We start from the raw sequence: 13,624 nt of genomic DNA, 5'->3' as shown, positions 1-13,624 counted from the left end.
AGCAACTACTTCATTTGAAAATGTCGCAATGACTACAGGGACTGGCTTAGACTTTACCGGTACATCAGCAGCCGCACTCGAAGTTGCATTTGATGATGGTGGAGCAGCAGGAAATACAATTACATATAAGTAAAAATTGATGTGAGACAGGGATTCCTTGTCTCGCCACTTATGCATAACAAAACATACATCACATCCACATGGAAGTTTTGTTTCCATTCTGTTATGAATTTTAGGCACTATTCCACAAATTAAAATCCATACCGATTTTTTAATGATACATAAGGAAAAAAAATGGGAAAAATGACAAGACTGATCTCTATATCAGCAGCTCTAGCTATTTCGGGTACGATGCTTCATGCGGCAAAGGATGACAGCATGGTTCAATCGATCATGGAGCTCAGATCACAAGTAGAATCTCTCTATACACAAATCGATGATAATAAAGAAGCATACAAAGCGCAGATGAAGTCTTATGCACTTCAAACCTCTGATAGTGAAGCACAGATCAACAGACAAGAAACTTCATTAAAGCTTACGCAACAAAATATTGCAAAAACAGAAAAAAAGCTAGAAACGATGGGAAGTGCTACGGTAGATCTTAAGCCTATTGTCAATGACGCACTGATTGCCCTCGAAAAAGAGATCAAAAGTGGTATCCCTTTCAAAGTGGAAGAGAGAGTAGCTGCGCTTCATCAGATCAAAGATGATCTTAAAAATGGAACGATTTCTCAAGAGAAAGCACTTGCCTTGACATGGGCAAGCTATGATGATGCATTGCGTTTGACAAAAGAGATCGGGCAGTTCAAACAAGAGATCATGCTTGATGGGAAAGCCACTATGGCAAAGATCGCCAAAGTGGGCTCAGTCATGATGTATTTTGCAACACCGGATGAGAGGATCGGGTATGTGAAACAAGAGGGAAATACATACAGTTATGTAGTGACAAAAGACAGTACTGAACGTGATCAGATCATTGATCTTTTTGATGCATTGCAAAAACAGATCCGTACAGGGTACTTTACCTTGCCCAACGCACTATTACTCAGAGGAGTTAACTAATGAAGGCATTATCAATCACTAAACTATTTTTCACAATCGTGACATTTGTTTCACTTTCGGTATCTCTCCAGGCAGGGGAACTTGAAAGAGCGTACCAGAAAGAGTATGCATTCCTTAAAGCACAAAAAGCAGAACTGGAAAAGAGACTTGAAATAGATACAGTACAACAGGCCAATGAACTTCAAGCGTCTAAAGAGAAGGTAGAGGCACTTCAGGCACAACTGCTTGAAGTATCAGAAAAGACAAAAGTAAGCAGTGAAAAACTAGAAAAACTTTCTAAAATGTTAGCGGAGAAAGAAGATAATGGAGGGCTTACAGGTAATGTGGTCAACCAGGCGCGTTTGGCACTTGAACCTTATGGGGTGAAAATCGCTGATGTTAATACAACCAATGATGTAGAGAAGATCAAGCAAGCATTTGGCAGATCTATAACACTCTATAGTGAGCTCTCTTCTTTGAGAAATGAAAAAGGTGCGTTCTATCTGCCAGATGGGAAAAAGGTCCAAGGTGATATCGTAAAAGTAGGAAATATTGCTGCATACGGTATCGCTAAAGAAGCAGCCGGAGCACTTGCCCCAGCAGGTGATGGTAACTATAAACTTTGGAATGCTGTAGGTTCATCTGATGATGCCAAGGCAATGTTCGCTAAAGAGAAGACTGAGACAATTGATATCTTTGCCTATGAAAACCTTGATAAAGAGGTTGATTACGTGACAGAGAAAACATTTGTAGATACGATGGAAGACGGTGGTATCATCGGGTACATTATCTTTGCACTAGGACTCTTTGGTCTGGTTCTTTTAGGATTAAGGGTGATCAACTTGATGAGAGCAAGTACGAATGTGCAAGATATTACGCAGATCGTGGTAGAAAAAGTTGAGAGTGGCAAAAAGGATGAAGCACTGGATGCAATCAAAGGCTTTGAAGGATCTACAGCAAGAGTGATCAAGTCTACGCTTAGAAATATTGATAAAAATAGAGAACACGTTGAAGATGTCATTATGGAAAACATCCTTAATGAAAGTACACAGATCGACAAGTTTGGTAGTTTTGTACTGGTCATCGCAGCGGTTGCGCCATTGATGGGACTTTTGGGTACGGTAACAGGAATGATCGAAACATTTGAAGTGATCACAGAGTTTGGTACAGGTGACCCTAAATTGCTTTCAGGCGGTATCTCTGCAGCACTTGTGACAACCATGCAAGGTCTTATCGTAGCGATCCCGCTTTTGTTGATCGGAAACCTCCTTTCTGGCTGGGCACAGAGTATTAAGGACTCTATGGAGCAAAAAGCATTGCACATAGTAAACCTTTATGAGAAGTATAGAGGCTAAGATGCTTTCACCATTTGAGTTAATCGGCAGATTTGTTGAGCTTATGAATACCGGAGGAGTGGTCATGTGGGTGCTTTTTATACTCAATTTCTTTCTCTGGTATGGTTTGGGATATCGTTATTTTATTCTTAATAGAGGGACCAAAGGGAATGTTCGCCGTTTGATCAATAAACATGAAAAAAGAGGTGAAGCACAGGCTATGAGAGGCATGCTTGATTATGCCGTAGCTGATGCATTGCAAGCTGCACAAGAGGCCAAAGAAATAGGGGCCAATATGAGAAAACATATTAGCGGGGTATTGTTGCCGTACTATAGCGATGTAAACAGCTATAGAATCATGATCAGGACGATCGTTGTACTTGCACCACTGGTAGGTTTACTTGGAACTGTTATGGGGATGATCGAGACATTCGATGCCCTGCAAAGCAGTTCTATGTTCGCTCAGGGTGCAAGCATATCCGGAGGTATCTCCAAAGCACTTTTTACCACTGAGCTTGGATTGGTCGTTGCCGTCCCTGGACTGATTATAGGACGTGTGCTTGACAGAAAGGCAGAACGTTATGAACTTGAATTTGAACAGATCACAGATATTATATCCACGAAGGATGCAGAATGAGAATTAGACCAAAGAAACAAGAAGTAGACAATGTAGACGTATCTCCATTGATCGATATGGTTTTTATCCTATTGATCTTTTTTATGGTAACCACTACGTTTGTCAAAGATATGAAACTGGATCTTGAACGTCCATCTGCCGCGAGTGCAAGTAAGTCAGATGCGAAAGTGGTACGTGTGTATATTGACAATACCTCCCAGGTTTACATTGACAATCAGCCAGTGCAATTATGGGCGATACAGAGCAAGTTAAGAGATCTATTACGTACCTCGACAGAAAAGTCCGTACTGGTCATCTCTGATGATACGATCCCGGTAGAGACATTGATCGATGTAGTGGATGAGTGTCGTATGTCAGGGGCAAAAGATGTAGCTGTGTCCACATCAAAAGAGATGGGATAACCTATTATGGCCAATAAACAGTTTAATAGAGATCGTGCCAAATCATATGCCTTATGGTCCATGGGTATTGGTGCTCTTTTGATGATGGGGCTTGTAGTTTCATTTAATGCAAAGGTCGAAAAGAAAGAGAAAAAAGTCAAGGACCCTATGCGTTATATGAAGATGGCAAAGCAGCCGCCAAAAATGGAGAAGCCAAAACCCAAACCCAAACCAAAACCTAAAGCACAGCCAAAAGCACCGTTACCAGATCTAGGGGCGATGCTTGGTGGAATTGCTATGAACATCCCTGAATTTGCTACAGGAGATATCATAGGTGACGGTAGTAGCCTTTTAGGTGATATGGCAGCAGATGCAGCGATGAGTGAAGGTACAGTGGACAGCAAGCCGAGAGTGATTGCACGTGCTCCATTGGAGTATCCGGCTGCAGCAGCGAAAAAACATATCAAAGGGTATGTGATCGTGAACCTGCTTATCGGTAAAGACGGAAGTGTTGAACTGGCAAAAGTGATCGCTTCCAGTCCTGCAGGTGTATTTGACCAGGCAGCGCTGAGAGGTGTAAGAAGCTGGCGTTTTGCTCCGGCAAAATATAAAGGCAATCCGGTCAAAGTGTGGGCGAAACAGAAAGTCCGCTTTGATTTTAATTAAGGTTAAAAGATGTTGAAAAAAATTATTACATTATCATGTGTTCTTTTCTCTGTTGTGACACTTCAGGCACGAGAGCCTGAAGCGCAGACGATCAATCATATGGAGATCGCGACCATTATGTATTATGATGGAAAGTACGACAAGGCGCTTGAAGAGCTACAGATGGCAAAAGATTCTCATACAAAGATCGAGTGGGATAAATACCATAATATGAGAGGATTGATCTTTTTGAAAAATGAGAATTACGACTCCTCTATCAGTGCATTTAAAAAAGCGATTATCGCAACTCAACAAAAGTCTTATACGCCACCTGTAGAAGAGAAGCCTAAAAGAGAGTATCTCTTCAGTGCTTTCTCTTCAAAGAAGAAAGAAGAAGCATCTGTAGTAAAAAAACCTGCATTTGATCCGGAAAAATTAAGAAAAGAGCAGATAGAAGAGATCTATATCTATCTGTCTCAGGCATATTATAAGGCGGAACAGTATATCAATGCGGTACATGCACTCGATGCAGCAGGAGAAAAAGGACGTGCCCGTGCCTCCCTGTTTACACTTAGAGCAGAGTGTTACTGGAAGGCTGATCAAAAAGGTGCTGCGATCGATGCACTGAGCAGAGGGGCAAAGCTTTTCCCTGACGATGCAATGTTGTTGAAACAGAAGTTTTACTATTTTGCGGAGTTAAAGCTCTATCAAGCTTCGATTGCTGCAGCAAAAGCCTATATGAAGAAGCTACCGGCAAATGCACAGGAGTATATCTCTCTAGCGCAGATGCTTCAAAGTGGGGGTGAATCAGAGGAGGCGATCAAAGTGCTTGAAGAGGCAAAACTAAAGTTCCCTTCTTCAGCAAAAGTATACATACTGCTTGGACACTACTATAACCAAAAAGATATGCCTCATGTCACTGCCGATCTATTTGAGAAGGGTTCTTTGTATAATCCGAATTATCTTAAAGAAGCCGCAGAGATGTACAGAAGAAATGGAGAGCTTGCACATGCATTGTATCTCAATTCAATGATGACGGATAAAGAAGAAAAGACCAAACAGAAAGTAGCGATCTTTATCGGTAAAGGTGAGTTTGAGAAGATCATTGGAATCAAAGATGCTTTGGATAGATATGGTCTTTTACAAAATGACAACATGCGCTATGCATTAGCATATGCATACTATATGGTCAAAGATTATGATAGTGCAGAAGCACATCTTAAAAAGATTGAAGATGATGAACTCTTCTCTAAATCAACGGTGATCCGTAAAAATATCGAAAAATGTAGAAGTAACAGTCTGGAGTGTATATAGATGAAGAAATTAGTGCAATTATTGCTTTTAATGATCCTACCATTGGCAGTAGTGGCCAGTGAATTAAAAGAGGGTACGCTTTCGGTATTGCTTTTTAGTGAGGGGAAACCCCTGCCTAATAATGAAATAAAGGTGGATGGTAAAAAGGTTTTCAAGACAGATAAGGATGGTGTGGTTAAGATAGCGCTTATCGCGGGCAGACACCAGATAGAAATTTTTGGTAAAAATACTGCAGGCGAAAACCTGGGGTATTTTAAAAAACCTGTTTCGATCAAAGAAGGAAGAGATACCGAAATGATAGCTACACTCTCTAAAAGCGGGGCAGACAGCATCGATATAGATATGCCTGTTGCTGTAGCAAAATCTCTCGAGAGAAAAGAAGAAAAAGTCACAGGAGAAGGAACACTTAGAGGTCAGGTGGTCTCTTCAGAAGGCAATACACCGATCTCTGGTGCTAGAGTCTTTGTCAGAGGTACGGCGGTAGATGTGAGAACAGATGCGAATGGCCGTTTTTCTGCCAAAGTACCTTCAGGAAAAACGTTAAGCATCTCTGTCGTACATTCAGCATATAGTGCACAGACGATCGGAGGAATAGTGGTTAAAAAAGATGGTACCACTTCAAGAACAGTAAAGTTAACCCCGGCAAGTATGGAGCTGGAAGAGTTTGTCGTCCTTGCACCGAAGATCGAAGGTAGTATCGAAGATATCATGGCTGAAGAGAAGAATATCAATGCAGTTGCGAACATACTTGGTTCGGAAGAGTTATCGAAAAAAGGGGACTCAGATGCGGCTGCAGCACTGAAAAGGGTCACGGGTGTTACCTTGGTGGATGGTAGAAATATTTATGTAAGAGGTTTAGGGGAAAGATATTCAAATGTAGAGTTAAACTCATTACCGTTACCGTCACCTAACCCATTGAAAAGAACGGTTCCTTTAGATATTTTCCCTTCGTCGGTCATCGGTTCCATGAAAGTGCAAAAGAGTGCCTCTGCCGATATACCAAGTAGTTTTGGTGGGGGGTATATAGATATCAGAACCAAAGAGAAGTTTGATGAAGACTTTATCAAAATATCGTTAGAAGGAAAGCTCAATAATTATACGGGAGAAGCAACAGTAGACTCTCTTGGATCAGGTTCCGACTGGACGGGATATGACTATAGTTTTAGAAGTATTCCTCAAGCTATTTTGGATGCTACCGAGGTAAAAGTAGGTGAGAGAACACCTACTTTTACTACAAGGGACTTTACTCCGGAAGAATTGTCAGCATATACTAGAATGTATATTAATCGTTTTTATAATGTATATGAATCAACATTGTTACCTGGGTTTGGAGGATCTATTGAAGGGGCTAAAAAATTTGATATTAATGAGGACCATCATCTAACAATTTATGGTAATTATTCTTATTCTCAGGATAGGGTCTATAGACCTGAGGAGTTCTTTGGTTATGACTATGATGCTGATGGAAATCAAATACCTGAACCTACCAAATATGGTACCATAGATCAGACCACCATGGATATTTCTCATGGCGGTATGCTGAACATTGGATATAATTATCTGGATGTATTGACGCTGAAATATACAAAACTCTATACGAATAATGCTGTAAAAACCACAAGGGTGACGGATGGTATTATCGGATCAAACTATTCGCATATGACATATTATAATTTGAACTGGGAACAGAGAGAAATGAATGTGGATCAAATCAGTGGGGATTTTGATTATAAGCTCCTTGATATGGACTCTAATTTTAATTTTGGGTTGCAAAGAAGTACAGCTGAATTCTATCAGCCAAACAACTATCAGTATATCTATATCACAGAAGGAGATGTGACATTTAACGATAACACTCAGAGTAACCATTTGGCAAACCGTGTAACCTCTGATGATACATTGGATGCTTTGTATCTTAAGAATAAACATGAGATTGAAATTTTTAATCCTGACGAATATATTGAGTATGGAATCAATATTTCATCTAAGGAGAGAATCTCTAGACAAAGAAAGTATTATCTTGACAAGACGAATAATCTAGCAGTGACCGATCGTGAACTGTTCTCAGATATAGATACAATTTATAGTAATTATGTCATACCTGATTATCCCTATGATTATAGATTATTTCAGATTGCCACACTTTTTAAGGCAGAGGATTCTTTTAATGGGTATGTGGATGAAACCAGTCCTTATATTTCATGGATGAGCAGACCTCGTGAGGATGTTGAAATGGTATGGGGACTTAGATATGTAAATCTAGAGCAGAAGATAGATCAATTTAAACTGGATAAATCTAACCCTGATTTTTCACAAAGAAATAATGTTATCTTAGTGCCTCAGACACTCAAAGTTGATGATTATTTTCCTTCACTAAGTATTAAGTATAAACATGATGACAACAATATCTTTGATCTTGCAGCATCAAAAACCTATATCATGCCAGATATGAGAGAGTTTACTGAAGGTGAGTATTTTCATCCGTTTGATGTTGCTACGATAGTAGGAAATACTGAGCTTGTGAATACAATTATTTATAATTTTGATCTAAAATACAGTCATTTTTTCTCAGAAAATGAAAATGTGAAACTAGGACTTTTTTATAAGTATATGGATAAACCAATAGAAGATGTAATGAGGCCATCCACATCATTACCTATTTATTCTTTTGACAATACTGATTCTGCAACATTGTATGGTTTTGAAATTGATGGAAGAAAAAACTTGGATTTTATCAACCCGAAATGGTCTAACTATTATTTTTCGGGTAATTTCTCTTATAATTATTCTGAAGTCTCTTTAACGGAAGAGCAAAAAGAAACTTTTACATCGGATACCAGAGATCTCCAAGGGTTATCCCCATATGTTGTGAATTTTACCTTTGGGTATGAAAATGACAATAGATCGGCTCTTTTGAATTTAAATCATATGGCAGAGCGTATTCGTAAGGTTGGTGTGATCGATGGGCCAAACAAAGAGTTAGATCAGTATGAGGCACCTGCAACACTTTTGGATTTTGTGTGGATAGAAAAATTCAACTATGGATATGATTTTGAAACGAGGCTTAAAGCAGGAAACCTATTAGACGAAGAAGTTGTGTGGAGACAAGGGGATGGTATAACAAGAAAATTCAAGAATGGAAGAACTTTGAGTTTGAAAATATCTGCTAAATTCTAAAGGCTTTGATACTTGTAACCATATAGTAATCAATTTGTAACCAATTTGTTTTATACTTCCGCAATTCATAAAACAAGGAACAAACAAAATGAAAAAAATTGTACTATCAATGGCCGTCCTAGCGACAGTAGCAATGGCTGAATCGGACATTACCCACCCAATTGAACGAATAGAAGAAGTGAAAGACGCAACTCAAGTAGCTGAAAAAAACTTTATGGATAGAGTTCACTTTAAGGGTGATTTGAGATTAAGATATGAGAGTAAAGAGACTGACTATTATGATGGCAGTGAAAAAAATGCTTATCTTGGTCGATATCGTTTAAGACTAGGCGCACATATTGATATTACAGATCATCTTCAATTTGAAGTTGGTATGAGAAGTGGTTTTGGTAACCCAACTTCAGGTAACCAAACTTTTGCTGAGGCAAATAAGCCTACTGAAGGTCTGTCAGACTACTTTTTCCCGTCGCTTAGATTCTTTGCTTTAGCTCTTGATTATACATCTGGTAACTCTACTTGGAAAGTAGGTAGATCGCCTTATATGATGTATAGACCTATTAAATCACAGCTTGTTTGGGATAACGATCTTTCAATGAATGGGGTGAACTATCAGTACCAAGACGATACAAAGATTATCACTGCAGGTATTAACCAACCAAGTTATGCGGAAAATGTTCCTGATACTACAGACGATGTTAACCTTTTTCTAGCACAATATGTACAAAAAACAAAGTTAGCGAGTTCAACACTGAATCTAGGTGCTGGTATCTACTATTATGATGGGTTAAAAGGAAATACGCCTCTTTACGGTAAAGATATGGGTAACACTTTAGTAGGTGACGTGTATGCAAATAATTATCATATTATTGAAGGATTTGGAGAACTCAAGTTCAAAGATGTACTTGGTAAACCATTTGCAATTGCTGCCGGTGTTGCATATAACACAGCTGCAGATGATAATAACTTTGGATACGATTTGGCATTTCAACTCGGTAAAGCTAAAGAAGTTGGTGATTGGCAGTTAAAATACTCTTATACTGATATCCAAGAAGATGCGGTATTTGGTGCACACTCTGACTCAGATAACTTCGGTGGTGGTACGGCTGCTAAAGGTCATGCTATCAGAACAAAATATAAATTTGGCAAAAACACATATCTTGCCGCTACTTATTTCATCAATACACTCTATGGAAGCAAAGTGGGTGATCCTGCAGATGCAGACTACGAGCGTGTGCAGTTAGACGCGATTATTACATTCTAGTCCAAGATATCATGTAAACTCCTAAAGATGGGCATAGACTGCCCATCTTGACTCCTTTAATCTCCCCCCCACTTTTTATTCACATTTATTTGGTTACATTTTGGTAACAAAATTGTAATACTTTTCTACTATACTTCCACGATTAATATAGATATGAAGGAATGTAGATGAACAATACATTAAAGATGATACTGGGTGCGGGCTTTGCTGTAGCCGTAGCATTTTATGCAAATAGCGTCATGGGACAAGTAACACACGGAGGCTTTTTAGTACTGGCAGCTGTATTTGGTGCCTATATGGCGATGAACATTGGTGCGAATGATGTTGCCAATAACGTAGGGCCTGCAGTAGGTTCTGGTGCATTGACCATAGGTGGAGCTGTTTTTATCGCTTCTATTTTTGAAGCAGGTGGTGCACTGATCGCAGGTGGTGATGTGGTAGGTACCATCAAAAAAGGGATCATCTCTCCAGATGCCTTTGGAAATGACCCTATGCTTTTTGTCTATGGTATGTCAGCGGCACTGCTTGCCGCAGCACTATGGCTGAATCTCGCAACATGGCTTAAAGCACCAGTTTCAACTACACACTCTATCGTGGGTGGTGTTCTTGGAGGTGGTATAGCAGCAGGTGGGTTTGCTATCGTGTCTTGGGGAACCATGGGTAAGATCGCTGCTTCATGGGTGATCTCACCTGTACTGGGTGGAGTGATCGCAGCTATTTTCCTCTATGTGATCAAATCACAGATCATTTATAAGGAAGATAGATTAACTGCAGCAAAAAAGGTAGTACCTGCTCTTGTTGCTATCATGTCAGCAGCCTTTGTTACCTATTTGACGCTTAAAGGGTTTAAACATATCTGGGGAACGATCACAGAATTGTTGAGTTTCTTACCTCAAACCAAGAAACCACCTTTTTCTGTGGCATTGATTTTAGGTGTGATCGGAGGAGTGATCACATTCTTGATCGTTAAGCCTCGCGTAGCAAAAAAAGTGGTTGGTTTGGAGAATACTAGAGAAGCGGTCAATATGCTTTTTACCATTCCTCTTATTTTTGCAGCGGCACTTTTAAGTTTTGCACATGGTGCAAATGACGTTGCCAATGCTGTAGGTCCTTTGGCTGCAGTCAATGATGCACTGACCACACTTGCAGTTTCTGAAAAAGCAGCGATCCCTTTATGGGTGATGGTTGTTGGTGGTGTGGGTATCTCTGTAGGTCTTGCACTTTTTGGACCAAGACTTATCAGAACAGTAGGGTCTGAGATTACTGAACTTGATCAAATGAGAGCCTTTTCTATTATGATGGCAGCGGCGATCACAGTGGTTATCGCTTCTCAGCTTGGACTTCCTGTATCTTCAACGCATATTGCAGTAGGTGCAGTATTTGGTGTAGGTTTTCTTAGAGAGTGGCTTGACAGTAAAGATATGAGTGTCAAGCAAGAGAAACTTCATGCAGAAGTAGAACAGCACAATGCACTGAAAGCGGAACTTGCAGAATTGAAAGCGGCAGGGGATTATAAAAGACAAGTCGAATTAATTGAAGCGGTGAAAGTGCAAAAGAAAAAAGTAAAAAGCTTGAAGCGTTCATTGCGTGAAAATTATGTGAAGCGTGGTATGGTGAAAAAGATCGTAGCGGCATGGGTCATAACTGTACCGGCAGCAGCAGGGCTTTCTGCTATTATTTTCTTCATACTTAAAGGTGTAGCGAGCTAAGAAAAATTTGCTGTACCGTATCAGCTTTTACACAAAGTATGTATCGTTTTGACGTGGGTAGAAATACCTGCGTTATCCTCCTAAAAACCTCTCTTTTTCTCGCTTTTTTGTAATCAAATTGTTATCAAGATATACTATGCTATAGGATGCAAAACAGAGATATAGAAATCATCGTCATTGAAGACGAACCAGATATTTTAGAACTTCTTGAGTATCATCTTGAGAAAGAAGGATACACTGTTACAGGGTTCCTCTCTACGGAAAACGTAGAACAGTTCCTAGAAGAAGAAAATCCTGCCCTTATGATCGTAGATAGAAATCTTCCTGGTGTAGAAGGCAGTGAATTTGTCTCGAAAATACGGGACCTGGGGTATGATATACCAGTACTCTTCCTGACGGCAAGAGACAAAGAGAGTGACTTGGAAGAAGGGTTCCACTCTGGAGGCGATGATTATATGACAAAGCCCTTCAGCAGTAAAGAACTCCTTTTAAGAATAGCCGCACTATTGAAGCGTAGTGGTGCTACATCTGGGGATAAAGTGAAATACAGAGACCTCATATTGGATCTGCAGAAACGTGAACTTTTCATAGAGGATCAGCGCATAGAGTTGACCAACTTGGAATTTAAACTGCTCCATACCTTTGTCAAGAATCCAAATCAGCCTTTGGATAGAGATTTTTTACGGGATGAAGTTTGGGGTGATGACAGTGCAAACTTTCATGATAAAACCATCAATGTAGCAATGAACAGACTCAAAAAGAAGATCGATCCAGAAGGAGTGAAAGAGTATTTTGCTCCTGTTTGGGGTGTTGGATATAAATTGCTCTAAAATTTTGTCTGTGATTTTTTCCTTTTGGAGTGTGCAGGTGAAAACTGTACGGCTAAAATTCTAAAGAGAAAAAAGACAAAGATCACTAAAAGTAAAAAGAGTATCTCTTGGTGATCTTTGTCTGGGTGTGTTGTCAATATGATCACCTCCCGCGTCAAAAAGATAATAAACACATCGATCACATACCTCATTCGTAATCTTTTCTTTTTTATGAACTCGGAAATCATTTTGACCACTTCTATGATCACAATGAACTCCAGCATAAGAATGATCGCTTTGTAAAATGGATAGTGTAAAGCAATTATCATCAAAAATATCATAGATGCAAGCAGTAATTCGTAATTCTTTTTTATAAAATGCATATAAAATTGTAGAAGCAATGGATAACAGATTGATAACCATATAAAAAAAAGGGGGGGGTACATTAGGATAGAAAATGTTACCAAAATGAAACCACTTTTTTATACTATGCCTTCATGAATAATATGTACTTTGAGACATATAAAGATTAATAGAGATCAAAAAGGTTTGTTCATGGTAAAAGCAATCGATCCTACGGCAACAATTTTAAGTATTGAAGACAATGAAGATTTACTTGAATTAGAAACGTTTCATCTTCTCAAAGAGGGGTATAAGGTCATCGGGGCTACTTCTACCAAAGGTGTGGAGTCTATACTGGAACAAGAGAATATAGATCTGATGCTTGTAGACCGTACACTTCCCCGGGTGGAAGGAAGTGAATTTGTGAGTTATCTTCGGGATAAAGGTGTAACCATACCTGTCATGTTCGTTTCTGCAAAGGATAGGGATGAGGAGATAGAAGAGGGCTTCTTGCGGGGAGGAGATGATTACTTACGAAAACCATTTAACATGAAAGAGCTGCTCTATCGTGTCAAAGCGATCCTTAGACGTACCAATGCGATAGAACATGAGAGATTAACAGCTAGAGACATTATCATGGATTTTAATACGCGTAAGACATATATAGACAGTCAGGAGATAGAACTGACTAAGTTAGAGTTTGAACTCCTTAGCCTGTTCATCAAAAATAAAAATAAAGCCCTTGGAAGAGAATATCTGATTCAGAATATATGGAATGAGAATGAAGATATCCAAAAGCGTACTGTCAATGTGACGATCAACCGTTTGAAGAAAAAGATCGATCCCCATGAAGATAAAGAGTATATTGTCCCTGTAAGAGGGATTGGATATAAGTTCCAGTAATACAGGGTATGCCCTTCCCATTATTGTATGATGATACTCTTCAAATACCTCTCCATGTAGATGCACTTGTTA

Annotated in this window: 12 protein-coding genes; 11 read left to right on the top strand and 1 reads right to left on the bottom strand. The window is 39.4% G+C overall.

What is annotated here, in order from left to right; translation table 11 throughout:
- Positions 1–294: 294 nt before the first annotated feature.
- The 10 genes from PF327_RS03200 to PF327_RS03155 all read left to right on the top strand — a co-directional run bounded on the left by PF327_RS03200 (position 295) and on the right by PF327_RS03155 (position 12,328).
- Entirely contained in the window at positions 295–1,062 is a 768-nt protein-coding gene (locus PF327_RS03200) for a DUF3450 family protein (RefSeq protein ID WP_289401299.1), read from the top strand.
- The gene (locus tag PF327_RS03195; RefSeq protein WP_289401297.1) at positions 1,062–2,396 is read left to right on the top strand and encodes a MotA/TolQ/ExbB proton channel family protein; all 1,335 of its coding nucleotides are present in this window, start codon (positions 1,062–1,064) and stop codon (positions 2,394–2,396) included. The genes PF327_RS03200 and PF327_RS03195 overlap by 1 nt, the downstream gene beginning before the upstream one ends.
- On the top strand, positions 2,377–3,012 hold the full coding sequence (locus PF327_RS03190; protein ID WP_289401296.1) for a MotA/TolQ/ExbB proton channel family protein: 636 nt from the start codon (positions 2,377–2,379) through the stop codon (positions 3,010–3,012). The genes PF327_RS03195 and PF327_RS03190 overlap by 20 nt, the downstream gene beginning before the upstream one ends.
- Positions 3,009–3,413 carry an ExbD/TolR family protein gene (locus tag PF327_RS03185; protein WP_289401295.1) on the top strand — a complete coding sequence of 135 codons (405 nt, stop codon included), beginning with the start codon at positions 3,009–3,011 and terminating at the stop codon, positions 3,411–3,413. The genes PF327_RS03190 and PF327_RS03185 overlap by 4 nt, the downstream gene beginning before the upstream one ends.
- Positions 3,414–3,419: 6 nt before the next feature.
- A complete protein-coding gene (locus PF327_RS03180; RefSeq protein WP_289401294.1) occupies positions 3,420–4,058 on the top strand; it encodes an energy transducer TonB in 639 nt (212 codons plus the stop codon).
- 9 nt (positions 4,059–4,067) lie between these two features.
- Entirely contained in the window at positions 4,068–5,351 is a 1,284-nt protein-coding gene (locus PF327_RS03175) for a tetratricopeptide repeat protein (RefSeq protein WP_289401293.1), read from the top strand.
- The gene (locus PF327_RS03170) at positions 5,352–8,528 is read left to right on the top strand and encodes a carboxypeptidase regulatory-like domain-containing protein (protein ID WP_289401292.1); all 3,177 of its coding nucleotides are present in this window, start codon (positions 5,352–5,354) and stop codon (positions 8,526–8,528) included.
- 109 nt (positions 8,529–8,637) lie between these two features.
- Entirely contained in the window at positions 8,638–9,789 is a 1,152-nt protein-coding gene (locus PF327_RS03165) for a putative porin (RefSeq protein ID WP_289401290.1), read from the top strand.
- A gap of 167 nt (positions 9,790–9,956) precedes the next feature.
- On the top strand, positions 9,957–11,498 hold the full coding sequence (locus PF327_RS03160) for an inorganic phosphate transporter (protein WP_289401289.1): 1,542 nt from the start codon (positions 9,957–9,959) through the stop codon (positions 11,496–11,498).
- A 146-nt stretch (positions 11,499–11,644) separates the two neighbouring features.
- Positions 11,645–12,328: a response regulator transcription factor gene (locus PF327_RS03155; protein WP_289401288.1), complete on the top strand. Its 684-nt coding sequence runs from the start codon at positions 11,645–11,647 to the stop codon at positions 12,326–12,328.
- On the opposite strand, the gene PF327_RS03150 is transcribed toward PF327_RS03155, so the two are convergent.
- A complete protein-coding gene (locus tag PF327_RS03150) occupies positions 12,325–12,636 on the bottom strand; it encodes a phosphate-starvation-inducible PsiE family protein (RefSeq protein ID WP_289401287.1) in 312 nt (103 codons plus the stop codon). The genes PF327_RS03155 and PF327_RS03150 overlap by 4 nt on opposite strands.
- Positions 12,637–12,862: 226 nt before the next feature.
- On the opposite strand from PF327_RS03150, the gene PF327_RS03145 reads away from it, so the two are divergent.
- Positions 12,863–13,552 carry a response regulator transcription factor gene (locus PF327_RS03145; RefSeq protein ID WP_289401286.1) on the top strand — a complete coding sequence of 230 codons (690 nt, stop codon included), beginning with the start codon at positions 12,863–12,865 and terminating at the stop codon, positions 13,550–13,552.
- Positions 13,553–13,624 lie beyond the last annotated feature (72 nt).

The sequence above is a fragment of the Sulfurovum xiamenensis genome (genome assembly GCF_030347995.1).
Lineage (GTDB): Bacteria > Campylobacterota > Campylobacteria > Campylobacterales > Sulfurovaceae > Sulfurovum > Sulfurovum xiamenensis.
Note: the sequence above shows the minus strand (reverse complement) of the source record. Positions and strands in the feature narration are given on the sequence as shown.

Excerpts from the sequence above, each read along its gene's own strand:
- PF327_RS03200 (WP_289401299.1), top strand. The coding sequence starts at position 295 with ATGGGAAAAATGACAAGACTGATCTCTATATCAGCAGCTCTAGCTATT.
- PF327_RS03195 (WP_289401297.1), top strand. The coding sequence starts at position 1,062 with ATGAAGGCATTATCAATCACTAAACTATTTTTCACAATCGTGACATTT.
- PF327_RS03190 (WP_289401296.1), top strand. The coding sequence starts at position 2,377 with ATGAGAAGTATAGAGGCTAAGATGCTTTCACCATTTGAGTTAATCGGC.
- PF327_RS03185 (WP_289401295.1), top strand. The coding sequence starts at position 3,009 with ATGAGAATTAGACCAAAGAAACAAGAAGTAGACAATGTAGACGTATCT.
- PF327_RS03180 (WP_289401294.1), top strand. The coding sequence starts at position 3,420 with ATGGCCAATAAACAGTTTAATAGAGATCGTGCCAAATCATATGCCTTA.
- PF327_RS03175 (WP_289401293.1), top strand. The coding sequence starts at position 4,068 with ATGTTGAAAAAAATTATTACATTATCATGTGTTCTTTTCTCTGTTGTG.
- PF327_RS03170 (WP_289401292.1), top strand. The coding sequence starts at position 5,352 with ATGAAGAAATTAGTGCAATTATTGCTTTTAATGATCCTACCATTGGCA.
- PF327_RS03165 (WP_289401290.1), top strand. The coding sequence starts at position 8,638 with ATGGCCGTCCTAGCGACAGTAGCAATGGCTGAATCGGACATTACCCAC.
- PF327_RS03160 (WP_289401289.1), top strand. The coding sequence starts at position 9,957 with ATGAACAATACATTAAAGATGATACTGGGTGCGGGCTTTGCTGTAGCC.
- PF327_RS03155 (WP_289401288.1), top strand. The coding sequence starts at position 11,645 with ATGCAAAACAGAGATATAGAAATCATCGTCATTGAAGACGAACCAGAT.
- PF327_RS03150 (WP_289401287.1), bottom strand. The coding sequence starts at position 12,636 with ATGATAATTGCTTTACACTATCCATTTTACAAAGCGATCATTCTTATG.
- PF327_RS03145 (WP_289401286.1), top strand. The coding sequence starts at position 12,863 with ATGGTAAAAGCAATCGATCCTACGGCAACAATTTTAAGTATTGAAGAC.